Origin of the sequence: Brockia lithotrophica (assembly GCF_003633725.1) — a bacterium.
GTDB lineage: Bacteria > Bacillota > Bacilli > Thermicanales > DSM-22653 > Brockia > Brockia lithotrophica.
Window position 1 is genome coordinate 828366 of the sequence record NZ_RBIJ01000001.1, and the last position, 24622, is coordinate 852987.

The following is a 24622-nucleotide window of genomic DNA, read 5'->3' on the forward strand; positions in this document are numbered from 1 at the left end:
TCCTCGGCGGTCCTTTCCCCAAAGGAAAGGCCCCCGCGCGTTTCCCCCGTACCCGTTCCCCCGAAGGCTTTCACCGCTAGTGTAGCTTAGGCCGTCGGGCCTAGCAAGAGGAGGAACCTCCTAGGCATCCCGGGGTGCGTGCGCCTCCTTCCCCCGCTCCACCCACCTTTCGCCGAGTCGCCGCACGTCGCCGGCGCCGAGCGTAAGAAGGAGGTCGCCGGGACGCAGCGTGGCTTCGAGCCAGGCGAGGGCGACGTCGAGCGACGGGAGGTAAGCTGCGGGAACGCCGCTCTCGCGGGCGATTCCTTCGACAAATTCCCACCCTTCGATCGCGAATTCCTTGCGGTCGTTCTTAGGCGAGTACACGGGGAGGACGAGGACGAGGTCGGCGTCGCGAAAGGCGGGCAAAAACTCGCGAAAGAGGTAGTAGGCGCGCGCCCGGCGGTGCGGCTGAAATACGGCCACCACGCGCCGTCCGGTCTCGCGCGCCGTCGCCAACGTCGCGGCGATCTCCGTCGGATGGACGGCGTAATCGTCCACGGCGAGTACGCCGCGGGCTTCCCCGAGGACTTCGAAGCGCCGGTGTACCCCGGGGTAGCGCGCGAGGTGCCGGGCGATCTCCTCGGCGGGAATCCCCAGGCGGCGGAGGACGGCGTACGCAGCGAGCGCATTGTACACGTGGTGGCGGCCGTAGATTCCCAGACTCACCTCGACCGCGGGGGCTCCTCCCTCCCGGACGCGAAAGCGATACTTCCCTTTCCGGGAAACGAAACCCTCCCCGCGGATCTCGGCGTCTTCGGCGGCGATCGCGTAGCGCACCACTTCCGGAAAGCGTTCGGGGCAGCGCGTCTTGGCCTTCGCGAGAATCTCCCGAACGGAAGGGTCGTCCCAACCCGCGACCAGGGTGCCGTCGGGACGGACGCGGCACACGAACTCTTCGAATGCTTCCCGGAGGGAGGCAAAAGAACCCCCGTAGTTTTCGAGGTGGTCGCTTTCCAGGTTCGTAAGCACGGCCACCGAGGGGGCGTACTTAAGGAAGGTGCGGTCGCTTTCGTCCGCTTCGGCGACGACCAGGTCTCCCTTCCCCGCGCGGGCGTTCCCCGCCTCGCCGATGATCTCCCCCCCGATCAGGTACGTCGGGTCGGCCCCCGCCTCCCGAAGGACAAAGGCGATCATCGCCGTGGTCGTCGTCTTGCCGTGAGAACCGGCGACGGCGACGCCGCGCGCCTCGTTGAGAAGGAGGGCGAGGAGGTCGGAGCGGTGGAAGAGAGGTAATCCGCGCCGCGCCGCTTCGACGAATTCGACGTTGTCTTCAGGGACGTCGGACGTGTAGACGACCGCCTCCGCCCCGTCCACGTGTTCGGGGCTGTGGCCGACGTAGACCGTGGCCCCCTCCTCCCGAAGAACGCGGAGAATCGGACGGTCCGCCACGTCCGAGCCGCTCACCCGCACGCCGCGGGCGAGGAATACGCGGGCCAGGGCGCTCATCCCCGTGCCCCCGATGCCGATGAAGTGAAGGTGGCGAACGTTCATCGTACGGTCAGTCCCTCCCAGGGGGCATTCCCGAGGTTTGCGGGGCGCGTTCTTCGGCCCTCAGGACGCCGCGTACAAACGCCCGAAGTTCCCCCACGAGGTAGAGCGAACCGCAGACGACGAGGGGTACCCCCGCCTGCCGCGCGAGCGCGAGGGCTTCGAGAAACGCCCGCTTGGGATCTTCGGTTATCCATACGTCCAAGTGCGGGGCGATCATGCGCACGTGGTCGGCGAGGACGTCGGGGGACATTGCCCGCGATCCCGTGTAGCGCGTGACGAACGCCGCGCGGGCAAGAGGGAGCAAAGGTCGGAGGATTTCCGAAACGTCCTTGTCTGCCGAGACGGCGAGGAGAAAGACCACGCGCGGCCCACCGGGAGCCCCTGGCGCCACCACGCGCGCAAGCGCGTCGGCCAGGGCACGGGCCCCTTCGGGGTTGTGGGCGCCGTCGAGCCATACGTCCGGCGGAAAGAACTCGAGCCGACCCTTGTGGCGCACCGCGGCGAGTCCGAGGCGCACCGCCTCGTCGGGCAGGGAAATCCCCGCAGCGCGGGCGAGGATCTCTCCGGCGAGTACGGCCACGGCGGCATTTTGCGCCTGATGCGCTCCCGCGAGCCCAGGTACGAGGTCCGGGCGGGTGCTCCACGGTCCGCGGTAGGTGAAGCGCACGGCGCCGGGAAACGCGCCGCAGGGGACGACGTCTTCCGCCGCATAGTCCCGTCCCCAGAGGAACGCCGGCGCCCCGCGCGCCTCCGCCTCGGCGAGGACGACCTCCTCCGCTTCGGGGGGGAGGGGGCCCACGACGACGGGCACGCCGGGTTTGAGGATCCCCGCCTTTTCTCGGGCGATGTCCCGAAGCGTCGGCCCGAGAATGCGTACGTGGTCGTACCCGACGGTCGTGATTGCCGCCACCTTGGGGAAGAGGGCGTTCGTGGCGTCGAGGCGGCCGCCCAGCCCGACCTCTACGGCGGCGACGTCCACGCCCTCGCGGGAAAACGCGTACCACGCGAGGGCGGTCATGACCTCGAACTCCGTGGGGACGAGCCCGCGGGCAGAGAGCCGCGGCAGCACTGCCTCTACCTCGCGGCGGAAGGCCGCGAGCGTCTCCGTGCGCACGGGAGCGCCGTCGACCTCCACCCGTTCCCAGTAGTCTTCGAGGTGCGGCGACGTGTAAATGCCGACGCGGCGTCCCGCGGCGGAAAAGATCGCCGCCACCGTGCGCGTCACGGACCCCTTGCCGTTCGTCCCCGCCACGTGCACCGCCGGTACGGCGTCTCGGGGAAGGTCGAGGGCGGAGAGGAGGGCTTCGATCCGTTCGAGACCGAGGGCGCTCCCCTCGGGGGCGAAGGATTTCACCCACGCGAGGTGCTTGGCACGTTCTTCTGCCTCCTCACCGGTTGCGCGCCGCACGTCCTCCACGAAAGGGCCCCCTTTTCGCCCAGGATTTAGGATTTCTTTCGCCGCTCGCTCGCCGCACGGGTGAGTTCCTCGAGGCGCGAACGCACGCGTTCCCGGAGCTCGCGGTACTCCGCCTCCTTGGCACGTTCCTTGGACACGACCTCTTCCGGCGCGCGGGCGGTGAAGTCTGGGTTGAGGAGCTTTCGCCGCACGCGCTCGAGTTCGCCGTCCAGGCGGTCGAGTTCGCGGCGAAGTCGAGCGATTTCCGAGTCGAGGTCCACGAGGTCCTCCAAGGGGACGTACCCCTCCCCGCCGGAAAACACGAGGGTGAGCGAGGTAGGCGGGCGCTTCACGTCGCGCCCCACCCGAACGAGTTCTGCTCGGGCGAGGCGTTCGAAAGCCCCGGCAAAGGTGCGGAAGACAACCGACGCCTCTTCGGCGTCCACGCGCACGTGCAGGGGGATCTTGGTCTGCGGCGGCACCCCTACCTCGGCGCGGAGGTTGCGGACGAGGCGGACGATCTCCTGGAAGCGCCCGAGGAGCGAGACGTCCGCATCGGCGCGGAAGGCCTCCAGCGTAACCCCCGCCGTGGTCGGCCAAGGGGCGAGGACGAGGCTCGTGACACGGGAAGGGTGCGGAAGGACGGGCGCAACCCGGGACGTATGGGGAAGCTTTTGCCAGAGTTCCTCCGTGAGGAAGGGCATGAACGGGTGGAGGAGGCGGAACGCGTGGTCGAGGACGAAAGCGAGGATCGCCCGCACGCGCCTCCGCGCCTCCGGCGGGCCATCGTATATCGGTCCCTTGGCGAGTTCCACGTACCAATCGCAAAACTCGTCCCAAAGAAAGTCATAGAGGGCGCGACCCGCCTCGCCGACCTCGTACCGTTCGAGGAGCTCCGTGACGCGTTCGGCGGTCTCCGCAAGGCGGTGGAGGATCCAGCGGTCCTCCGGCGCAAAGGTCGTCCGGGCGGCGGCAAACTCAAGAATCCCTTCGGGAGAGGCGAGGTCGAAGGGAAGGTCTTCGTTGCCCAGGTTCATGAGGACGAAGCGCGTGGCGTTCCAGATCTTGTTGGCAAAGTTTCGTGCCGCCTCTGCGCGATCCCAGCGGAAACGCATGTCCTGCCCGGGAGCGACGCCCGTGGAAAGCATGAAGCGGAGGGCGTCGGCGCCGTACGTGTCGACCACCTCGAGCGGGTCCACCACGTTCCCCACGGACTTGGACATCTTACGCCCTTCCTCGTCGCGAATGAGCCCGTGGAGATAGACGTCGCGGAACGGAACCTTTCCGGTAAAGGGAAGCGCCATGAAGACCATGCGCGCCACCCAGAAAAAGAGGATGTCGTGGCCTGTAACCAGAAGGTCGGCAGGGTAGAAGCGCTGGAGGTCTTCCGTTTCCTCCGGCCACCCGAGCGTCACGAAAGGCCAGAGGGCGGAGCTAAACCACGTGTCCAACACGTCTTCTTCCTGACGCACGCGCGGGCTTCCGCACACCGGACACGTGTGGACGTCTTCGCGGGACACGGTCGTCGCCCCGCAGTCCTCGCAGTACCACGCCGGAATCCGGTGCCCCCACCAGAGTTGGCGGGAAATCACCCAGTCCCGCACGTTTTCCAGCCAGTGGACGTAGATCTTCTCGAAGCGCTCCGGGACGAACCGCGGCCCCCGCCCCTCGCGAAGGGCGGCAAGGGCGCGTTCGGCCAGGGGCTTCATGCGGACAAACCACTGCGTGGACAGGTAGGGTTCGACCACGGCGTCCGTGCGCTGCGAGTGCCCAACGGCGTGGACGTGACGTTCGACCTTTTCCAAGTAGCCCTCGCGGGCGAGGTCTTCGGCGATCTTTTCCCGACAGGCAAAGCGGTCAAGACCGCGGTACGGGCCAGCGTTTTCGTTCATCCGACCGTAGGAATCGATGACCACGACGGCCTCGAGGCCGTGGCGGCGGCCGATCTCGAAGTCCAACGGGTCGTGTGCCGGGGTGATCTTCACCGCACCCGTCCCGAACTCGGGGTCGACCGCGTCATCGGCAAGGATCGGGAGGCGTCGCCCGACGAGGGGGAGGATCGCCTCCTTGCCCACGAGCTTGCGGTAGCGTTCGTCCTCGGGGTGAACGGCTATCGCCACGTCGCCGAGCATCGTCTCCGGCCGCGTGGTAGCCACGACGATGTGTCCGGACCCGTCGGCGAGGGGGTAGCGCACGTAGTAGAGCTTGCCTTCGACTTCCTTGTAGATGACCTCCAAGTCGGAGAGGACGGTCTGGGCTACGGGATCCCAGTGGACGATGTACGGTGCTCGGTAGATGAGCCCTTCTTCGTAGAGGCGGACGAACACCTCGCGGATCGCCCGCACGTACCCCTCGTCGAGGGTAAACCGTTCGCGCGTGAAGTCTACGGAGAGGCCGAGCTTGCGCCATTGGCTGCGAATCCGCTCCGCGTATTCCTCCTTCCACGACCAGACACGCTCGAGAAACTTCTCGCGCCCAAGGTCGTGGCGCGTGAGCCCCTCCTGGGCGAGGCGACGCTCCACGACGACCTGCGTGGCGATGCCGGCGTGGTCCATTCCCGGAAGCCAAAGCGCATCGTACCCCAGCATCCGATGGTAGCGGACGTAGATGTCCTGGAGCGTGCTGTTTAGGGCGTGGCCGAGGTGCAGCGATCCCGTCACGTTGGGTGGCGGGATCACGACGGAAAACGTCTTGCGCTCCTCGCCGCCCACGGGGGTGAAGAGTCCGTGGCGGTGCCAAAACTCCGCCCACTTGGGCTCGATCTCCCGAGGGTTGTAGGTCTTGGGAAGCGCCGATGCAGGCGCGTCTTGCGGGTGAGAAGAACCCGCGTTTCCCCCTTCTTCGGAGATTTGACTCTCCGGTTCCTTCGCCATCGAACCGTCCCTCCTCGGTCTGACGTTTGCGCCCCACGGCGCACCGTGCTTCCCGCTGGGCACGTCCGCATACGCCCGGGCACGGCGTGGGGCGCGGGGAACGCGCAAAAAGGGGGCCCGTCCCTGAAAGGACGAAGACCCCCGTCTTCGCGGTACCACCTTTCTTCGCCCGCGCTCTGCAGGTTCGTGCGCTTCGGTCCAGACGGAAATCGCGACCGGCGCACGTCCTATCGCGCAAACGCGGGCGCTCTCCTCGGCCGATAACGGGGCCAACCGGCATTCCCTTACCACCCGAAGCGGGTTCGGGAAACCTCGGGCGTTCTCCGAACCGCTTCCCGGGCTTCGCGGTGCCGCTCCGGGGCCACCTTCGCCGGGCCGACCCGGGGGTCCTTTCAGCCGCGGGAACCCCTCTCTGTGCGGGCCCTTTTCCCGGGTACTCCTCCCCATCCTCGCGTTCGAGAACGAAGTTTTTCGCCTTTCATCTTACGCATTTTCCGCCCGCCAGTCAAAGGAGCTGGCCGGCTCCCGCGTGGCTCTCCTGTCCCCCACTCCCAATGCAGAGAAGCGGCGTTTCTTTGTTTGCATCTCGAACCTCTCGGGCGGCTTTCGCCAGCTCCCCGCACTCCGTTCGGAAGATGCGAACGCCGAAGCTCCGTGGCACCGGTAGGATGGAAACGCAAAAACCCCACAGGAGGTGTGCCCGATGTCCCAAGCCGTGTCGGGGGTCACGAAGGACGACCGCGCCCCCGTCCCTCGATCCTTTCGGGCGCGCCTCAAGAACGCCCGAGGATTCCTCCAAGGACTCGTCCTCGCCCTCCTCCTCGCCTACCTGTCCCTCCTCCTCGCCAACCTCCCGGGATTTAAGGTCCTAGGCCCCATGGTCCTCGCCATTCTCGTGGGCATGGCGTGGCGGGAGCTCATGGACGTACCCGCAGGCGCCTTTTCCGGAATCCGGTTTGCCGCCCAGCGCCTCCTCCGCGTCGGGATCGTCCTCCTCGGGATGCGCCTTACCCTCGGGGACATCCTCGGGCTCGGGGTTCTCCCCCTCCTTCTCGCGCTGACGTCCATCGCCTTCGCCTTCGGAACGACCCTCGCCCTCGCCCGACGCTTCACCCTCGAGCGGCGGCTCGGAGTCCTCACGGCGAGCGGCGTGTCGGTGTGCGGCGCCGCCGCCGTCCTCGCCGTTGCCCCTCAGCTCAGGGCAAACGAAAGCGAAACGGCCGCAGCCGTGGCGAGCGTGGCCTTCCTCGGTACGATCTTCACCGTGTTCGACCTCCTCGTGCTCCCCGCGATTCCCTGGACAGATCTCGGACGAGGAACCTTCCTCGGCGCCACGTTGCACGAAGTGGCCCACGTCGTCGCCGCGGCCTACCCCTTCGGTCCTACGGTGACGAACGACGCGCTCCTCGTCAAGTTGACCCGCGTCGCGCTCCTCGTACCCATCGCCCTGGGCATCGGACTTTTCTGGCGCGAAAAAACGACCCCGCCGGGTTCTCCCGGCAAGACGCGCGCGCGGCCGCCCTTCCCTTGGTTCGTCTTGGGGTTTCTCGCCGTCGCCCTTCTCGGGAGCTTCGTTCCCGTACCGCCCTCCCTTCGCCAGGGGACGATCGACCTCGCCTCCTTCCTCCTCACCACCGCCATGACGGCCATTGGCCTGAGCGCGGACTTCGTCACGCTTCGCCGCCTAGGGTATCGGGCCTTTGCCGTCGGAGCCCTCGCGAGCGTGTTCCTCGTCCTCGTAGATGGCCTCCTCGTCTCGCTCCTCCTCCGCTGAGGCTCGCACCGCACGGGCAAAGGCGGAGAGGAGGAGGTTTCCCTCCCCGAGCCGCGTGACGAGGTGAAAGCGCCGGACGAAGCGGGGCGCCAAAGGCCCCGTAAGCGGCCTACACGCCGCGACGCGCACCGTGGAGGAAGCGAGGACCCGCTCGGGGAGGAGGGCAACGCCGAGACCCGCCGCGACCCCTTCGAGGATGGCGTGCATACTCCCCAAAGTGAGCGTTTGAACGGGAAGGATGCCCAGCGCCTGCCACAGGCCTTCCGTGAGCGCCCGCGTTCCCGAACCCGGTTCGCGCACGAGCCAACGCGCCCGAGCGAGAACTCCACAGGCGTCGTCCTCCTTCCAAGTCCTGCAGGCGGCGTTCCGCCTTCGGAGGCGCAAACCGCCCGCTTCGGAAAAACACCGGCATGCCGCGCAAATCTCGCGACCACCTACGGGTGCGGCAAAGGTGAGGACGTCGAGGAGCACGGGAACCTTGCGCAAGGTCGGTCGAGGCGGCACGTCGCCTTCGACGAGAGCGCCAACCGCTTCGCGCCGTTCGAGGGCGAGGATGGCCTCTTCCGTATTTCCGAGGAGAAGGCGTACGTCTATCCCGGGATGACGGGTGAGAAAACCCGGGAGAATTCGGGGCAAGAGGTATTCGCCGACCGTCCGGCTCGCCGCGAGAGAAAGCACCCCGGAAAGGTCGTCGCGAGCTTCGGAAGAAAGTTCGCCTAAAGCGGCATCCCAGCGCTCGAGGATGTCCCGGACGTGGGTCGCCCACGCTTCACCCGCTTTCGTGAGCGCTACGCCGCGGGTGCCGCGGACGAAGAGGCGTACGCCCAAGGCGCCCTCGAGCTGACGTACGGCTTCGCTCACCGTAGACGGAGCGAGATAGAGGGCTTGCGCCGCCCGGCTCATGCTCCCCGTGGCGGCAACCTCGAGAAAGACGCGCAACGTACGGAAGTCCACCTCGTCGAGGAGCATCGTCCCCCGGCCTCCCTGCTCCTTTTGCGTCGCAAACGCCTCGGAATTTCGGGGAGTCGTCCGAGGACAGAGGAAACCGACCTCGTAGATTCGATCGTAGCGCAAGGAGGGAAAGCTATGCACGACCCGAAGGACCGTCCTCTCTCTCGCCGCCCAGAAGGTCCTTCCGGATCCGACGAAGAGGCTCTCTTGAGCTCGGCGACCCCCCCTCGTACCCTTCTCGTAGCCCTAGACGGCTCACCCCCCTCCCTCGCCGCCGCCGGCTACGCCCTCGCCCTGGGCGTCGTCCTCGGCTCCCGCCTTCACGCCGTGTACGTCGATCCGGACGGCGAAGGAGACCCCGAACCCCTTCCCGAAGATGAGGGGCGCCTACACGAAATCCCCCTGGAAGGGCACGCCGTCCAGGGGATTCGCGGGCTGTACCTCCTCGCCCGCGCAGCCGCGCAAAAAGGCACCCAGGTTCGGCTCTGGGTGGCGCGCGGAAACATCGTGGACGGAATCCTGCGTACGGCGACACACGTCGATGCCAACGCCATCTTTATGGGAAACACGGGACGTTCGGGATTGGGTAGGCTCCTCCTCGGCAGCGTCGCCGAGGAAGTCCTCCGCCGCTCCCACCTTCCCGTCACCGTCGTCCGGGGGACGTCCGGGATTTCGTGACCCCTTGAAGGCCTTCCCCGTTCTCGGGCTACGGTCTCTCCGTCCGTCAGACGAGGTGGCAAGCGACGAAGTGGCCGGGGGTGACTTCCCGGAAGGCCGGAGGTTCCTCCGCACAGCGCTTTTCCGCAAACGGACAGCGGGTATGGAAGGGGCAGCCACCCGGAGGATCGGCGGGATTCGGGATGTCCCCCTTGAGGAGGATGCGTTCGCGCGTACGCCGAGCCCGCGGATCCGGGACGGGGACGGCAGAAAGAAGCGCCTTCGTATACGGGTGGAGCGGACGGGCAAAGAGCTCCTCGCGCGGGGCGAACTCCACGATCTTCCCGAGATACATCACCGCCACGTCGTCGCTCATGAACTCCACGACACTCAAATCGTGGGAAATGAAGAGGTACGTGAGCCCCAACGTCTCCTTGAGGTCCATGAGGAGGTTCAAAATCTGCGCCTGTACGGAGACGTCGAGGGCGGAAACGGGCTCGTCGAGCACGATGAACTCGGGCCGAAGCGCCAGCGCGCGGGCGATCCCGATGCGCTGGCGTTGTCCCCCAGAAAACTCGTGGAGATAGCGGTCGTAGTGCTCGGGCTCCAACCCTACCCGCGCGAGAACTTCTTCCACCTGCGCCCGCACGTCCCCGGGTGCGGCCAACCCGTGCTCGAGCAAGGGCTCGGCAATTGCGTCTCCTACTCGCATCTTGGGGTTGAGGGAACTGAACGGATCTTGAAACACCATTTGCATCTTCGGTCGAAGGCTCCGGAGTTCGCGCCGCCCCAGGGCGTACACGTCCCTTCCGCGGTAGAAGACGGAGCCTTCCGTTTTAGGGACGAGGCGGAGGAGCGCCCTGCCCACGGTAGACTTACCGCTTCCCGATTCGCCTACGAGGCCGAGGACCGACCCCTGTCGAATGCGAATGTCCACGCCGTCTACCGCCCGAACGTACCCTACGGGACGGCGGAGAATCCCTCCGAGGATGGGGAAGTAGACACGAAGGCCGTCGGCAACGACGAGGAAATCCTTCCCAGGCGACAAAGCGGTCGCGTCGGGTTGCGCGAGCGTCACGCCTCCTTCACCTCCAGGTGACAGGCGACGAAGTGCCCCGGGCCCACCTCGACGTAGGGTGGGAAAACGGTGCGGCAATGCGGCATGCGGAAGGTGCAGCGGTCGAAAAAGGCGCAACCCGGGGGAAGATTGAGGAGGTTGGGAACCTGTCCGGGAATCGCGTAGAGGCGGCGCTCGCGCCGGCCGATCACCGGCTTTGCGCGCAACAGTCCACGGGTGTAGGGATGGCGAGGATCGTCGAAAATCGCCTCCACAGGTCCCGCTTCCACGATGCGCCCCGCGTACATGACGAGTACATAGTCCGCCATCTCGGCCACGACTCCGAGGTCGTGGGTGATGAGGAGGAGGGCCATGTTTCGTTCCTCGCGCAAGGTACGGAGGAGGTCGAGAATCTGCGCCTGGATTGTCACGTCCAGGGCGGTCGTCGGCTCGTCGGCGATCACGAGATCCGGGTTGTTTGCGATGGCGATGGCGATCCCCACCCGTTGACGCATGCCGCCCGAAAGTTCGTGGGGGTACGAGCTCACCACGCCTTCCGGCCGCGGGATCCCCACCTGCCGCAAAAGTTCCACCGCCCTCTCCCACGCCTCCTTGCGGTCAAAAAGGGTGTGGGCGAGCAGGGCTTCCGCGATTTGTTCGCCGACAGGGAGGACGGGGTTGAGGGCGGTCATCGGCTCTTGAAAGACGAATCCGATTTCTCCTCCGCGGATTCGGCGGAGCTCCCGTTCCGGAAGCCGGACGAGTTCGCGTCCTTTAAAGAGGATTTCTCCGCCTACGATCTTCCCAGGAGGGTCGATCAACCGAAGGAAGGATAGGGCCGTCATGCTCTTTCCACTTCCGGACTCACCGACCAAGCTCACCGTCTGTCCGCGCTCGACGGTGAAGCTCACCCCGTCGACGGCCTTCACCACGCCTTCCGGCGTAAAGAAGTGCACGCGCAGGTCCCGAACGTCCACGAGTGGCTGCGTCATCGTCGGCCTCCTTCTCCTACCGCACCCGACGCTGCGTGCGGGGGTCCAACGTGTCGCGCAGGGCGTCGCCAAGGATGTTGATCGCGAGCACCGTAACGAGAATCGCTACGCCGGGAGGGATCCAAAGCCACGGCCTCTTTTTGAAGTCGATGAGGTTATTGGCGGCGGAGAGCATCTGCCCCCAGGAAGGCGTCGGCGGGATCACCCCAAGGCCGAGAAAGCTCAACGCCGACTCGACGACAATCGCCCCAGCGACGGCGAGGGTGCCGCTCACGATGATCGTCGCGGCAACGTTGGGAAGAAGGTGATGCAGGAGCTTCCGCCGATCGGAAAGGCCCAAAACTTCGGTGGCGAGCATGAACTCCTGCTCCCGCAGGCTCAGTACCTGGCTTCGGACCAGACGGGCCAACCCCATCCAACTGAGGCCGCCGATGAGAAGCATGAGGACAAAGATGCGCTTTTCGGGAGGGAACTTGAGGTCGGAAAGAACCGCGCCTACTGTGATGAAGAGGGGAAGGGCGGGCAAGGCGAAGAGGATGTCCACGAGGCGCATGAGCAAGGTGTCCGTCCAGCCCCCGTAAAACCCCGCGAGGAGACCCACGGTAGTCCCGATGGCGACGAGGATGGCTGTGGCGATGATCCCCACGGTGAGCGAAATCCTCCCACCCTCCATGAGGCGAAGGAGGACGTCCCGACCAAGGTTGTCGGTGCCCAACCAGTGTTCGGCACTGGGCGGACGGTTCCCCTGGGAAACGTCCGCCTTTGCTCCGGCATACGGGGAGAGAAGCGGACCGACAAAGGCGAAAAGGAACATAAAGACGAGGAGGGAAATTCCCACAATCGCACGGGGGTTTCGGATGAGGCGTGCGAACACGTCTCCCCACTGCGAACGGTGGCGCCTGCGGCCCTTCGACGGCGGGTGTCCCCCTACGCGTGTTTCCTCCCCACGCCCGTCCATGTGCACTCCCTCCTGCGACTCGTCGGATTGTCTATCTGTGGCGTACGCGCGGATCGGCTACGCCGTAGAGGACGTCGGCGAGGATGTTCGCGAGGATCGTGAGAACGGCGAGAAAGAGGGTAAACCCCATGACGAGCGGGTAATCCCGGTTGTATACCCCGCTTAGGGCTACCTTGCCGATCCCCGGCCAGTTGAAGATCTGCTCCGTGATCATCGCCCCGGCGAAGAGGCCGGGGAGTTCGAGGGTGAAAAGGGTGATGAGGGGGAGGAGCACGTTGCGGAAGACGTGCTTCTGAAGGACGATGCGCTCCCGAAGGCCCTTCGCCCGTGCCGTACGCACGAAGTCCTGACGGATCACCTCGAGGACGTTGGCCCGAACGTAGCGCGTGAGGCCGCCGATGCTGAGAAGCGTGAGCGTAAGCACCGGAAGGACCATGTGGTGGGCCACGTCCAAAATGTGCTCCCACCCCGTAAAGTCCGAACCCGTCGTCGTCATCCCGCCCAAGGGAAAGATGGGGATGTCCACGGCGAGCCACTTGAGAAGGAGAAGGCCGAGGAAAAACGAGGGAAAGGACATCGTAGCGTAGACGAAGAGCGTGACGAGGGAATCGAACCAACTGTATTGTTTTAGGGCGGAAAAAAAGCCGATGAACAGGGCAAACAGCCATTCGAAGAACATCACCGTAGCGGCGATGAGGAAGGAATTCCACATAAACGTTTGAATCACTTCCGTAACCGGCTTTTGAAACATGTAGGAGATGCCGAGGTCCCCCCGCAAAACCTGACCCATCCAGTGAAGGTAGCGGAGGTAAAGCGGCTGGTCGAGGCCGTAGAGGGCACGGAGTTCCGCAATCCTCTCGGGCGTAATGTTTGTGTCATTCAGGATCCGCGAGGTAAAGACGTCCCCGGGGGCAAGGGAGTAGGCAAGAAAGATCACGATGGAGGCGCCGATGAACGTGGGGATGCTTTCGAGGAGTCGGCGCACGACGTAGCGCCACATTGGCGCACACCTTCCTTTTTCACCCAAAACTCGACGTGAGGGCAAAGGGCGCCGCACGCCCGGATTTCGGGCACGCGGCGCCCCGAACTCCCTAAGTATCAAAGTCACTCTTTTACGTGCACTTGGGGCAGGGAGTTCGTGAAGTCGTAGAAGGGCGTGATGTCAAAGCCCGTGAGGCGGGCGTTCCAAGTATTCAGGTTGTAGCGCTGGTAAACGTAGAGGATCGGGACTTCTTCGTTTAGGAGTTTGTAGAGCTTGTTGTAGATCTCCTTGCGCTTCTGCTTGTCGAACTCCCGGCGGCCCTCGTCGATGAGCTTGTCGACCTCGGGGTTCGAGTAGTGGTACATCTGCTTGTTCCGCGCCCCGTTCGTGTGGAAGAGGGAGTACGGGTCCGGATCGTTCCCGAGGCCGACGGCGAGGAAGGCGAGGTCGTAGTCTCCCTTGTTCATCTTCTCGATCATCGCGTTGAAGTCGAGCTGGTCGACGACGAGGTCTATGCCGAGGGTCTTGTAGCTCTCCTTTGCCAAGGGGACGAGGACCTGGTTTACGGGGTTCGGATGCGAAGCGACGTAGTGGAATTCGAGCTTCTTCCCGTCCTTGTAGCGATACCCGTCCGAACCCATCTTCCACCCGGCTTCTTCGAGAAGCTGCTTGGCCTTGTCGAGGTTGTAGTCGTAGTGGGTGAGTCCCGCCTCGTCCGGGTACCCCCAAGATACCTTGGTCTGGGGAACGTCGATTACCTCGGCAAATCCCTGGAAGGCGCCTTGGACGACGGCCTTGCGGTCGAGGCCGTAGAGGAGCGCCTGACGCACGCGTTTGTCCTTGAGAATCTCGTTGTTGTGGTTTACGGAGATGTAACCGAATCCGTTGTTGAGGAGGAGGTTAATGTCGAGGAACCCGTAGTCGAGAAGCGCTTCGAGGTTATCGCGGTTGACGGTGATCCCTTCTTCAAAGTCCGTGTCCCCGGCTCCGAGGAGTTGGAGGTTGGTTTCCTGGGTGGTCGGTTTGACGATCACCGTCTTCATCTTGGGCATCTTGTCCTTGCGCCAGTAGTTCTCGTTAGCGACGAGGCGCACTTCCTGGTCAGGGACGAACTTCTCGAGCTTGTAAGGGCCGCTCCCAAGGGGTTTCGAGAGAAGTTCTTTCACCTTGGACAGATCGCCCTTTTGGAAATCCTTACCGTAGTAGTGCTTGGGAAGAAGCGGAACGGTGAGGTAGTTGATCGTGATCGCCAAGGGCTCTTCGACTTCTACGCGCAGCGTGTGCTCGTCAAGTACCTGTACGCCCCGAATTTCTTTTACCTTCCCTTCCTTATCCTCGTGGTATTCCTTGGCCCCTACGATCTTCGCGGAGAGCATGTTGACCGGGCCGTCGTACGTCGGATCGAGCGTGATGTAGAAGTAGAACTCCGCGTCCCGAGCGGTGATCGGCGTTCCGTCGGCGAACTTCGCCTCGGGGTTGAGGCGGAAGACGTACGTCTTGCCTCCGTCTTGAATCTCCCACGTGGCCACGTCGGGGACTACGGAACCGTCCTTGTCGACCTTTCCCAGGGCTTCGAAAATCAAGGAGTTCACGTAGTCGTCGTACGCGGAATCGACGTACGCGGGGTTGAACTTCCCCTGCGGTGCCTGCATGCCGAGGATAATCGTATCCGTGCGTTCCTTGGACTTCGCGGGAATCTTGGACGGATCCGGAGCGGGGTTGTAGCCGATCTTCAGGTCTTCGGGCTTGAGCTTCTTCTCCGAACTCGGCGGGCCCCCTTTGCTGCAGCCCGCAACGGACAAGGTCATCACGAGCACAAGCGCGAGAAAAATCCCCCACAGGCGGCGCATGCCATCTCCTCCTTTGTGCGGATCGAATCCCCCTGTATGCGCGTGGAAACGCTTGCGGCGATTGTAGCAGACGAAGCAGGAATATGCAACAATTGTGACCATTGTCACAAGAAGACAAAAGCGCAAATTCACAAGAAGGATACAAAAAACCCCCGGCTGAGCCGGGGGGAGGAGACGTATTTCCCGGAATTCGACAAAGACGAAAAGATTCCGCACGCATGCGGGGCTAGAAGAGCTGGCGTTCAGCGCGGCTCGCCCCAGCGTACGACGATCTTCCCGAAATGTTCGCCCGCGGCGAGGCGTTCGAGGGCTTCAGGGAGACGTTCGGCAGGATAGACTCGGTCGATCACCGGGCGCACGCTGCGCCCGACGACGAACTCCCCAAGCAAGCGGTGAAACTCCGCCAGGGACCCCATCGTCGTCCCCAAGAGGGAGTACTGTCCGTAAAAGAAGGGGCGCAAGGCGAGCTGGACTTCACCTCCGTAGGCGGCAGCAAACGTCACGATGCGCCCGCCCGGCCGAAGGGAGGCGAGGCTCTCAGCAAACGTGGCCCCGCCCACCGCTTCGAGGACGACATCGACGCCGCCTGCCTCGCGCCGGACGTCGGCTGCGAAGGATGCGCTCGAAAAGGCTCCCGACGCGCCGAGCGCAAAGGCGCGAGCCCGCTTTTCTTCGTGCCGAGAGGTGACCCATACCCGCGCGCCCTGAGCCACACCTAGCTGCAGCGCCGCCAAGGCTACGCCGCCGCCGATCCCCGTGATGAGAAGGTCTTCCCCCGGTTTGAGTCCCGCACGCGTGAAGAGGGCGCGGTATGCGGTGAGGAAGGCGAGGGGGAGGGCCGCCGCCTCTTCCCACGTCAAGCCGCAAGGGAGGGGGACGGCGTTTTCTTGGGGTACGACGACGGCCTCGGCAAAGGTCCCGTTGTCCGGTACGCCGAGGATGCGAAACCCCGGAGGAGGGGCAGAAGACGCGTCGCGCCAGCCGAGGCTCGGCACCACAAACACGCGCTCGCCCATGCGAAATGTAGGGACGCCTTCGCCCACGGCGCAAATCACCCCCGCCCCGTCAGAACCGAGGATCGTCCCGGGACGGGCTTCCATCGAACCTTCGAGAAAGTACAGATCCCTGTGGTTGAGGGCGCTCGCCGCAAGGCAAACGCGTACTTCCCCGGGGCCGGGTTCGGGAAGGGGAACCTCTTCCCACGCGAGGGGAACCCGCGCGCCGCGAAACACCCACGCTCGCATCCCATCACCCCTTTACCGGAAATACGACAAAAGGCGTCCGAGACTGCGCCCCCGTTTACACGAAGTGGCAGGCGACGAAGTGGCCAGGGGCGACCTCGCGAAGCGGCGGGGGCTCCTCCGCGCAGCGCGGCTGTGCCAGCGGACAACGCGTGCGAAACGGACAGCCGCTGGGCGGATGGAGGGGGCTCGGAATTTCTCCCGAGAGGACGATGCGCTCCCGCGTGCGCTCCACCCGCGGATCGGGAACGGGGATCGCAGAGAGCAAGGCCCGCGTGTAGGGATGAAGAGGATTCCGGTAGAGTTCGTCGCTCGGGGCGACCTCTACGAGGTGCCCGAGGTACATCACGCCAATGCGGTCGGAGAGGTAGCGAACCATGGAAAGGTCGTGGGCGATGAAGAGGTACGTAAGGCCGCGCTCCTCTTTGAGGCGGTAGAGGAGGTTTACGATCTGAGCCTGGATGGAGACGTCGAGGGCGGAGATGGGCTCGTCGGCGACGATGAATCGGGGTTCCACGGCAAGGGCGCGGGCGATGCCGATTCGCTGCCGTTGTCCCCCGGAAAATTCGTGCGGAAAGCGAAAGGCGTGCTCGCGCGTGAGACCTACGGCCTCAAGCAAGGCGTAGACGCGATCGCGCCGCTCCGCCGGAGTATTGGCAAGTCGGTGAATGTCGATCCCCTCGGCGACGATGTCCATCACCATCATCCGTGGATTCAGGGAGGCGTACGGGTCCTGAAAGATCATCTGCGCCTCACGCCGATAGCGGAGAAGGTCGCGGCCGCGCAAAGCAAAGACGTCACGGCCGTCGAAGAGAACCTCTCCCGCCGTACGGTCGTAAAGGCGAAGGACGGTCCTCCCCACCGTGGATTTCCCACTCCCCGACTCGCCGACGAGGCCGAAGGTCTCCCCTTCGCGAATCGCAAAGCTCACATCGTGCACCGCCCGAAGGACCTGGCCGCGCCGAAGGTGGAAGTACTTGCTCAGGTGCTTTACCTCGACAAGGACCCGGCTCACGCCTGACCACCTCCCTGAATGGCGGGGGCGATTCGCGGCGCCGCGGGGTGGTGGAGAAAGCAGCGGGCCCCGTGCGTCGGCGAAAACCGATATTCAGGCGGCGAAGCCTGACGACAGATTTCCATGGCAAAAGGACAACGGGGATGGAAGGCGCATCCGGAAGGCGGCTTGAGGAGATTGGGAGGGCTTCCCGGGATGGAAACGAGCGGTTCCCGTCGATCTTTGTCCAGACGGGGAAGGGAATTGAGAAGCCCCCAGGTGTATGGGTGGCGCGTTTCCGCAAAGACCTCCTCGGTAGTCCCCCACTCCACCCCTTCGCCGGCGTACATCACGAGCACGCGATCGGCTACGCGGGCGACGACACCGAGGTCGTGGGTGATGAGGATGAGGGAGGTGCCGAAGCGCGTCTTGAGCTCCATGAGAAGTTCGAGGATTTGCGCCTGGATCGTCACGTCCAAGGCCGTGGTAGGCTCGTCAGCGATGATGAGCTTCGGACGCGCGGCGAGGGCGATGGCGATGACCACCCGTTGGCGCATTCCTCCGGAAAATTCGTGGGGGTACTGGCGTACCCGGACCTCCGGTTGGGGGATGCCCACGAGCCGGAGAAGCTCTACCGCCCATTCTTCTGCCTCCCGCGCGCCCGCTCCGGTGTGCTTTTGGAACCCTTCAGCGATCTGCCGACCTATGGTCATCGTCGGGTTGAGGGCGGTCATGGGGTCCTGAAAGACCATGGCGATCTCGCGGCCGCGGACGTTTTCCCACTCGCGTTCACCAAGTTCGAGGAGATTCCTGCCGCCAAAGAGGATCCGTCCGCTTCGGATCTGGGCCGGTGGCCGGGGAAGAAGGCCAAGGATCGCCTGGGCGGTCACGCTCTTCCCGCTCCCCGATTCTCCGACTACGGCGAGCGTCTCTCCGTACCCAAGCTCAAAAGAAACCCCGCGCACAGCCTGAACGACGCCCGCATAGGTGTGGAAGTCCACGGTGAGATTTTCCACGCGCAGAAGCGGCCCTCGAGATCCGAGGGGCGGTTCTTTCGGGTGAATTGTCTCGTACGTCTGCGGCATAGCGGTCCCTCCTTACACCCGGAGCCGGGGATCGATGGCGTCGCGGAGGGCGTCGCCGAGTAGGTTGAAGGCGAGCGAGGTCAAGGTGATCGCCAACGCCGGAAAGAAGAAGGTCCAGGGAAGGATCTCGAGGACACGCCATCCGTCGTTTACGAGGACACCCCAGGAGGCAAGGGGGGGCTGCAACCCGAGGCCGATGAAGCTCAAGGCGGCCTCCGTAAAGATCACGGCAGGGATATTCATGGTCAGGCGCACGACGACAATCCCCAAAACGTTGGGAAAGAGGTGGCGCCAAAGGATCCGCCACGTCGAAGCACCCAAAGCTCGGGCCGCAAGGACGAATTCCTGGTTTTTCAAGGCGAGGACTTGTCCGCGGACGAGCCGGGCCATCGTCGTCCAGCCCGTGATCGCCATGGCGACGATCATCGTGAAGAGGCCACTTCCCAGGTAGAGCATGAGGAGGATCACCATGATGAGCCAGGGAACCCCCGAAAGGACCTCGATCGTGCGCATGACCACGCTGTCCGTAACCCCGCCCCGGAGCCCCGCCAAAGCCCCCAAGAACACGCCGATGAGGAGGTCGATCGTCGTCGCGGCAAAGGCGATGAACAAGGAAATCCGCGCACCTTGGGCGACGCGGAAAAAGAGGTCTCTGCCAAACGTATCCGTCCCAAAAGGATGGTCCCAACTTGGAGCGAGACGTGCGTTGGAGAGGTCAAGGTTGACGTCGCGGTAGGGCGAAAGCGCGGGGACGAGCAAGGCATATGCGACCATGAGGACAAGGAACCCGAGGGAAGCGAGGGCGACGGGGTTTCGACTCAGCCGCCGCCATACTTCCTGCCAAAAGGTGAGGGCAGGGCCGGCAAGTTCTTCGCGGTCTACTTCTTGGGCGAGGGGGCGAAAGAGCGAGGCGTCATATGTCTGTCCCTCGGAGAGAACGGTACCCCATTCCCCCAATGCCGTTCACTCCTTCCGTCCGGCGATGCGTATCCGAGGATCGACGAGCCCGTAGGCGATGTCCGTGAAAAAGATTGCAAGGACAAAAAGAAGGCTGTAGAAGATGGTGAGGCCCATGACCAAGGTGTAGTCGTTGTTGTTGATCGACGTCACGTAATGTTGTCCGATGCCGGGTACGCTGAAGATCTGCTCGATGATGATCGATCCGGTGATCAGGTCGACGACGAGGACACCGAAAATCGTCACGATCGGAAGGAGGGCATTTCTCAGGGCGTGACGCCAAATTACGGTTCTCCGGCTCAAGCCCTTGGCCACTGCGGTCCGAAGGAAATCTGCCCCCAAAACGTCGAGCATCGAGGTGCGCATGAGCCGGGTGACCAAGGCCACAACCCCTACGGCAAGCGAGAGCGTGGGAAGAATGGAATACTCGAATCCCCCCCAGAGGGCGACGGGTAAGACGCGTAGCTTTACCCCGAAGATGTACTGGAGAAACCCTGCAAGCACGAAGCTGGGAATCGACACTCCGAGAACAGCCAAAAACACGAGGCCGTAGTCGAGCGCCCGCGCGCGGTTGAGCGCCGCCAAGACTCCAAAAAGGAGCCCTACGGGAAGTCCGACGAGAAGGGCCTGGAGCCCGATTTGGGCAGACACCGGAAAACTCCTGGCGATGATCTCGTCGACGGTCTGGTTTTCGTACTTGAACGAGTACCCCAGATTCCCCTGAAGGAGGTTCTCCAGGTACATCACATACTGTACGGCAACGGGCTTGTCCAGGCCGTACTTCCGGTCGAAGAGCTGCTTGATCTCCGGCGTGAGCTTTTCGGGGTTCTTGTACGGTCCGCCCGGAAGGGCGTGGACGAGGAAGAACGTGAGGGTGGCGATGATGAAGAGCGTAAAGAGCATGGACATGAAGCGCCGAAACGTATACGCCAGCATCGTCCCGCACCGCCTCCGAAGTTCTTCTCCCTATTAAAGCACACGGCCTCCCAAAAAAGAAGATTTCTTTCCAGGTCTCACCGCAGCAAAAACTGTGAAGGGGCGGCAGTGCCGCCCCTCCTTGTCTGCCGTCCGCCCGGCGGAAACAGGTTCAGCGCGCGACCTTGGCCCACTTGAGCTCAATGCTCGCTCCCGTGGCGCGCATGAAGAGGCCTTGGACGTACGGCTTTTGTAGGTAAGCGACGGCGCGATGGTCGAGCGGAGCGATGCCCATGTCGTCCCGGATGAGGATCTTCTCCGCCTCCGCGTATGCATCCGTTCGCTTTGCATAATCCGTGCCGGCCGAACGGGCGAGCGCCAGTGCGTGGTCGTAGGCGGGATTCGCGTATTTCCCCCAGTTGAAAGCCCCGCCCGTCTCAAAGAGCCCCAGCCACGTCTCGGGGTCGTTGTAATCCGCCCCCCACCGGGTATAGGCGACCTCGAAGTCCCCCCGACGCATGCGTGCGAGGCGGTCCTTAAACGTCACCTGCTTGAGTTCCACCTCAACACCGAGGTTTTGCTTCCAAGAGGCTTTGAGAAATTCCGCAGCCTTACGCGCCGTCTCGTTGTCGTCATGGAGGAGGGTGAAGCGGAACTTCTCAAGCGGGATCCCCGACTCGCGCAGACCTTCCTCGAGGAGCTTCTTGGCCTCTTCCTTGAGCGAAGGATTCCCCCCGACGTCCTGAAAGAGCGGGCCGCCAAACATCTTTTTGCTCCAGTCGCGGAAGGTCGTATCCGCCCCGGCCCAAGCCGGTTCGCCCTCGGGGACGAGCCCGTAGGCAGCTGGGGAGCCGTTCTGAAGTACAGTCTCCACGTAAGACTTGCGGTCGACGGCATAGGCGAGCGCCTTACGCACCTTTGCGTTTTGAAACGGCGGCTTCTCGAAGTTGAACATGAGAAAATATGTGAAGTACTCCACAAAGGCGTGGTAGTCGTCGCGCTGGCGGTACTTCGGCGCGAGATCGCCGGAGAGCACCACGCGGTCGATCTGGCCTACTTCGTACAGATGCACGGCGGTATTCACGTCTTTCAGGACGTTCAAGGTGACGCGCTCGAGGTTTACCGAGTCCCGATCCCAATAGTTCGGGTTCTTCGTAAGTACCACGTGAGACCCGTGCACCCACTCCGAGATCACAAAGGGACCGTTGTACAAAAGTGAGGAAGCTTCCGAGGCGTACTTCTCGCGGTTTTCCGCGTAAAACCTCTCGTTCAAGGGGAAGTACGTGGGGAAGGCTAAAAGTTCATAGATGTAGGGTATGGGTTTGAGAAGCGTGAATTTCCAACGTATGCTCGTCTTTGGCCTTTGCTCCCACGGCGTCGAAGGTCACCTCGGGAACCGTTTCCAACTTTTCGCCGTAGACGACCTCCGCGGGCGTCTTGTCTCCGTACGCCTTTTGGTAACCGGCGGGATCCGACGCCTGCTCCTTTACGAGCATTTGGTAACGCTGGTAATCCGCGTACGCCTTTGCCCCTGCAATGTAGTCCGTGAGGAGAAAGGAGTACTCCGACGCCGTCTCCGGCGCGAGGACCCGTTTCCACCCCGCGAGAAAGTCTTGGGCCGTCACGGGGTCGCCGTTGGACCACTTTGCGTCCTTGCGCAGGTGGAAGGTATACACCGTACCGTCTGGTGATACCTCCCAGCGTTCCGCCATACCCGGATGAGGCTTGCCGTCCGGACCGATGCGCACGAGGCCCTCTTGCACGGCGTTCAAAATGTCGATGGATACGGCGTCCGTAGTCTTCTGAGCGTCGAGCTCAGGTGGCTCGTCCATGAGCGGAAGGCGAAGAACCTGTCCCTTAGGTGCGGAAGCGTCGGCACTTCCCGCATTGGACCCGGGAGTGCGGCCGCACCCCGCCAGAAAGAGGGCGAAGGCCGCAAACAACACAACCCATTTGCGCACGCCGTTCACCTCCGAAGGTTCGCTTCCCCCCTCTTTTAAACCCGGCACAAGAGGGGAGAGACCTAAATGCCGAAAGCGATAGAGAAAGCGGGGCGAAGCCCGAAGGCCTCGCCCCACTGCAGGGATGCCGTGGCAATCTCGAGGGATCCGCGGCAACCTCACTTCTTGGCCGACGTGTCGATGTACGCCCACTTGAACTCGAGGTCCGGCCCGGAAGCGCGTTGGATCAGGTTCTTCACATACGGCTGCTGGAGGTACGAAATCACGCGGTAGTAGACGGGGGCGATCCCCATGTCGTCCTGGATGAGAATCTTTTCCGCCTCTGCGTAAGCGTTTGTCCGCTTCGTGAGGTCCGTGCCCGCCGTCCGCGCCTTTTTGAGGGCCTCGTCGTAAGCGGGGTTGGAATACTTCCCGTAGTTGAACGGATTCCCCTTTTCAAAGAGGCCAAACCACGTCTCCGGGTCGTCGTAGTCCGCACCCCACCCGGCCAGAACTACGGTGAAGTCGCCGGTCTTCATGCGGTTCAGCCGCTCCTTGAAGACCACGGTTTTGATCTCCACGTCGATCCCCAGGTTTTCCTTCCACATCGACTTAAAGAACTCGGCGGACTTCCGGGCGACGTCGGAGTCGTCCGTGAGGTACTCGAAGGTGAACTTCGCCGGATCGATCCCCGATTCGCGCAGACCCTCTTCGAGGAGCTTCTTGGCCTCAGCCTTGAGTGCCGGGTTCCCCCCGACGTCCTGGAAGAGCGGGCCGCCAAACATCTTTTTGCTCCAGTCGCGGAAAGTCGTGTCCGCCCCGGCCCAGGCGGGCTCCGTCTCGGGGACGAGGCCGTAGGCGGGAACGGAGTCCGTCTGAAGGACCGTCTGGATAAACGCCTTGCGGTCGATGGCGTAGGCGAGCGCCTTGCGCACCTTTGCGTTGTCGAAGGGCTTCTTTTGCGTGTTGAACTGGAGGTAGAAGGTTACGTACTGCACAAAGGTGTGGTAATCGGGACGGTCTTTGTACTTGGGAACCTGTTCCGAGGCAAGTCCCGTCCGGTCTACCTTACCCGTGAGGTAGAGGTTGACCGCCGTGTTGACATCCTTCACGACGTCGAAGGTGATCTTGTCGAGCTTTACCGTGTCCTTGTCCCAGTAGTTGGGGTTCTTCGTGAGCACGACCTTGGACCCGTGTGCCCACTCCGAAAGGACGAAGGGCCCGTTGTACAGGAGGTATTGCGGATCGGAGCCGTACTTCTCCTTGTTGGCCGTGTAGAACTTCTCGTTCAGGGGGAAGTACGTCGGGAAGGCCAAGAGGTCGAAGAAGTAGGGGATCGGCTCCTTGAGCGTAATCTCGATCGTATAGTCGTCCTTGGCTTTAAGGGCTACGGCGTCGAAGGTCACCTCGGGTACCGCGTCCATCTTCTTGCCGTAGACGACTTCCGCAGGGGTCTTGTCGCCGTGTGCCTTTTGGTATTCGTCCGGCGACTTCTCCGCCTGCTCCTTGAACATGAGGTACCGCTGGTAGTTGTAGTAGTCTTCCGCACCCACGACGTAGTCTGTGATGAGGTTCGCATACTCCGCAGCCATGTGCGGGTCGAGGACGAGCTTCCAACCCGCAAGGAAGTCCTTTGCCGTCACGGGGTCGCCGTTGGACCACTTCGCGTCCTTGCGCAGGTGGAAGGTATACGTCTTCCCGTCGGAAGACACCTCCCACTTTTCCGCCATACCCGGAACCGGCTTCCCGTCGGGGCCAAGCCGCACGAGCCCCTCCTGCACCGCGCTGAGGAGCATGATGGAGATCGTATCCGTAGTCGTTTGGGCGACCATGTCCGGCGGCTCGTCGCCGATCATAAGCCGGAGCACCTGACCCTCGGAAGCCGGCGCTTGGGCCTTCCCACCGCAGCCTCCGAGTACGGCGGCCGCCGCGAAGAGCAGCGCCAGGAAAAACGCCGCCCCACGCCATACTGCGCGTCCGTGCATTCGAACCCCCCCTAAGGTCTCGCTCTCGGGCACAGCTCCTCTGGCCCGTGATGTACACTCACTATAGCGAAACCGTTTTCCAAAGGCAATGCCCGGGATGAAGAAAGATCGACACAAGAAATCCTTTCCGCGAGAGGGGGTGCCGCGTGTTCCCCTGCGATCTCCGCACGTGCCTTGACTACGGGTTTTTGGGAGGGCTCGCCCTTTTCTCGGCAGGAGGGGTCCTCTACCTGATCACCTCACCCGGCTGGGCCTTCGTCCGCTACGCCTGGCGCCAGCTGTACCCTTTTGTGTCCCCGGAACAAGACCCCCCTTTCCTCGAGAACCCCTCTCCCCTCCGCAGGGCCGCCTATTGGCTGCTCGGAATCGGCGGAGCGGTGATGCTCGTGTTCCTCGCGGCGACCCTCGGGCTGTGGCGAGAGTAACGGAAGAGCGGCGCGCGTCTCCCGGCGCGGCAAACCCCGGAAACCTGGCATCCCCCA

Annotated in this window: 20 protein-coding genes; 3 read left to right on the top strand and 17 right to left on the bottom strand. The window is 63.5% G+C overall.

All coding sequences use genetic code 11. The features are described 5' to 3' along the window. Positions 1 to 120: 120 nt before the first annotated feature. From murC to C7438_RS03820, 3 genes are read right to left on the bottom strand one after another with little or no spacing between them, the layout of a single operon-like run. Positions 121 to 1533: a UDP-N-acetylmuramate--L-alanine ligase gene (murC, locus tag C7438_RS03810; protein WP_121443969.1), complete on the bottom strand. Its 1413-nt coding sequence runs from the start codon at positions 1531 to 1533 to the stop codon at positions 121 to 123. Positions 1534 to 1540: 7 nt separating this feature from the next. After that, positions 1541 to 2950, bottom strand: a complete 1410-nt coding sequence (locus C7438_RS03815; protein ID WP_170143556.1) for a bifunctional folylpolyglutamate synthase/dihydrofolate synthase — start codon at positions 2948 to 2950, stop codon at positions 1541 to 1543. Between the two features lie 26 nt (positions 2951 to 2976). Further along, positions 2977 to 5802: a valine--tRNA ligase gene (locus C7438_RS03820; RefSeq protein ID WP_121443971.1), complete on the bottom strand. Its 2826-nt coding sequence runs from the start codon at positions 5800 to 5802 to the stop codon at positions 2977 to 2979. A gap of 703 nt (positions 5803 to 6505) precedes the next feature. Between C7438_RS03820 and C7438_RS03825 the strand changes: the two genes are divergently transcribed. Continuing rightward, positions 6506 to 7576, top strand: coding sequence for a YeiH family protein (locus C7438_RS03825; protein ID WP_121443972.1), 1071 nt, complete (start codon positions 6506 to 6508; stop codon positions 7574 to 7576). On the opposite strand, the gene C7438_RS03830 is transcribed toward C7438_RS03825, so the two are convergent. After that, positions 7487 to 8668: a LysR substrate-binding domain-containing protein gene (locus tag C7438_RS03830; RefSeq protein ID WP_121443973.1), complete on the bottom strand. Its 1182-nt coding sequence runs from the start codon at positions 8666 to 8668 to the stop codon at positions 7487 to 7489. The two genes, C7438_RS03825 and C7438_RS03830, sit on opposite strands and share 90 nt — an antisense overlap. On the opposite strand from C7438_RS03830, the gene C7438_RS03835 reads away from it, so the two are divergent. Further along, a complete protein-coding gene (locus C7438_RS03835; protein ID WP_121443974.1) occupies positions 8663 to 9205 on the top strand; it encodes a universal stress protein in 543 nt (180 codons plus the stop codon). The two genes, C7438_RS03830 and C7438_RS03835, sit on opposite strands and share 6 nt — an antisense overlap. 46 nt (positions 9206 to 9251) lie before the next feature. On the opposite strand, the gene C7438_RS03840 is transcribed toward C7438_RS03835, so the two are convergent. From C7438_RS03840 to C7438_RS03900, 13 genes are all read right to left on the bottom strand, one after another. Further along, complete coding sequence (locus C7438_RS03840) at positions 9252 to 10262, bottom strand: ABC transporter ATP-binding protein (RefSeq protein WP_434963936.1); 1011 nt, start codon at positions 10260 to 10262, stop codon at positions 9252 to 9254. Next, entirely contained in the window at positions 10259 to 11233 is a 975-nt protein-coding gene (locus C7438_RS03845) for an ABC transporter ATP-binding protein (protein WP_121443975.1), read from the bottom strand. The genes C7438_RS03840 and C7438_RS03845 overlap by 4 nt, the downstream gene beginning before the upstream one ends. 16 nt (positions 11234 to 11249) lie before the next feature. After that, the gene (gene opp4C, locus C7438_RS03850; protein WP_121443976.1) at positions 11250 to 12191 is read right to left on the bottom strand and encodes an oligopeptide ABC transporter permease; all 942 of its coding nucleotides are present in this window, start codon (positions 12189 to 12191) and stop codon (positions 11250 to 11252) included. A gap of 31 nt (positions 12192 to 12222) precedes the next feature. Next, positions 12223 to 13191: an ABC transporter permease gene (locus tag C7438_RS03855; RefSeq protein WP_121443977.1), complete on the bottom strand. Its 969-nt coding sequence runs from the start codon at positions 13189 to 13191 to the stop codon at positions 12223 to 12225. Positions 13192 to 13295: 104 nt separating this feature from the next. Continuing rightward, entirely contained in the window at positions 13296 to 15023 is a 1728-nt protein-coding gene (locus C7438_RS03860) for an ABC transporter substrate-binding protein (protein WP_121443978.1), read from the bottom strand. A gap of 242 nt (positions 15024 to 15265) precedes the next feature. Continuing rightward, positions 15266 to 16267 carry a zinc-binding dehydrogenase gene (locus tag C7438_RS03865; RefSeq protein WP_121443979.1) on the bottom strand — a complete coding sequence of 334 codons (1002 nt, stop codon included), beginning with the start codon at positions 16265 to 16267 and terminating at the stop codon, positions 15266 to 15268. A gap of 55 nt (positions 16268 to 16322) precedes the next feature. After that, a complete protein-coding gene (locus C7438_RS03870) occupies positions 16323 to 17279 on the bottom strand; it encodes an ABC transporter ATP-binding protein (protein ID WP_121443980.1) in 957 nt (318 codons plus the stop codon). Next, positions 17276 to 18343 (bottom strand): ABC transporter ATP-binding protein, encoded by a 1068-nt coding sequence (locus C7438_RS03875; RefSeq protein ID WP_121443981.1) that lies wholly within the window; start codon positions 18341 to 18343, stop codon positions 17276 to 17278. Before C7438_RS03875 ends, C7438_RS03870 begins: the two co-directional genes overlap by 4 nt. Positions 18344 to 18355: 12 nt before the next feature. Beyond that, positions 18356 to 19300 carry an ABC transporter permease gene (locus C7438_RS03880; RefSeq protein ID WP_121443982.1) on the bottom strand — a complete coding sequence of 315 codons (945 nt, stop codon included), beginning with the start codon at positions 19298 to 19300 and terminating at the stop codon, positions 18356 to 18358. A 6-nt stretch (positions 19301 to 19306) separates the two neighbouring features. Continuing rightward, positions 19307 to 20236, bottom strand: a complete 930-nt coding sequence (locus tag C7438_RS03885) for an ABC transporter permease (RefSeq protein WP_121443983.1) — start codon at positions 20234 to 20236, stop codon at positions 19307 to 19309. A 151-nt stretch (positions 20237 to 20387) separates the two neighbouring features. Then, positions 20388 to 21488 (bottom strand): peptide ABC transporter substrate-binding protein, encoded by a 1101-nt coding sequence (locus C7438_RS03890; protein WP_353653304.1) that lies wholly within the window; start codon positions 21486 to 21488, stop codon positions 20388 to 20390. Between the two features lie 28 nt (positions 21489 to 21516). Further along, positions 21517 to 22176, bottom strand: a complete 660-nt coding sequence (locus C7438_RS03895; RefSeq protein ID WP_121443985.1) for an ABC transporter substrate-binding protein — start codon at positions 22174 to 22176, stop codon at positions 21517 to 21519. A 158-nt stretch (positions 22177 to 22334) separates the two neighbouring features. Further along, a complete protein-coding gene (locus C7438_RS03900) occupies positions 22335 to 24140 on the bottom strand; it encodes a peptide ABC transporter substrate-binding protein (RefSeq protein WP_121443986.1) in 1806 nt (601 codons plus the stop codon). A gap of 146 nt (positions 24141 to 24286) precedes the next feature. Between C7438_RS03900 and C7438_RS03905 the strand changes: the two genes are divergently transcribed. Next, entirely contained in the window at positions 24287 to 24565 is a 279-nt protein-coding gene (locus C7438_RS03905; protein ID WP_121443987.1) for a hypothetical protein, read from the top strand. The last annotated feature ends 57 nt before the right edge of the window (positions 24566 to 24622 follow it).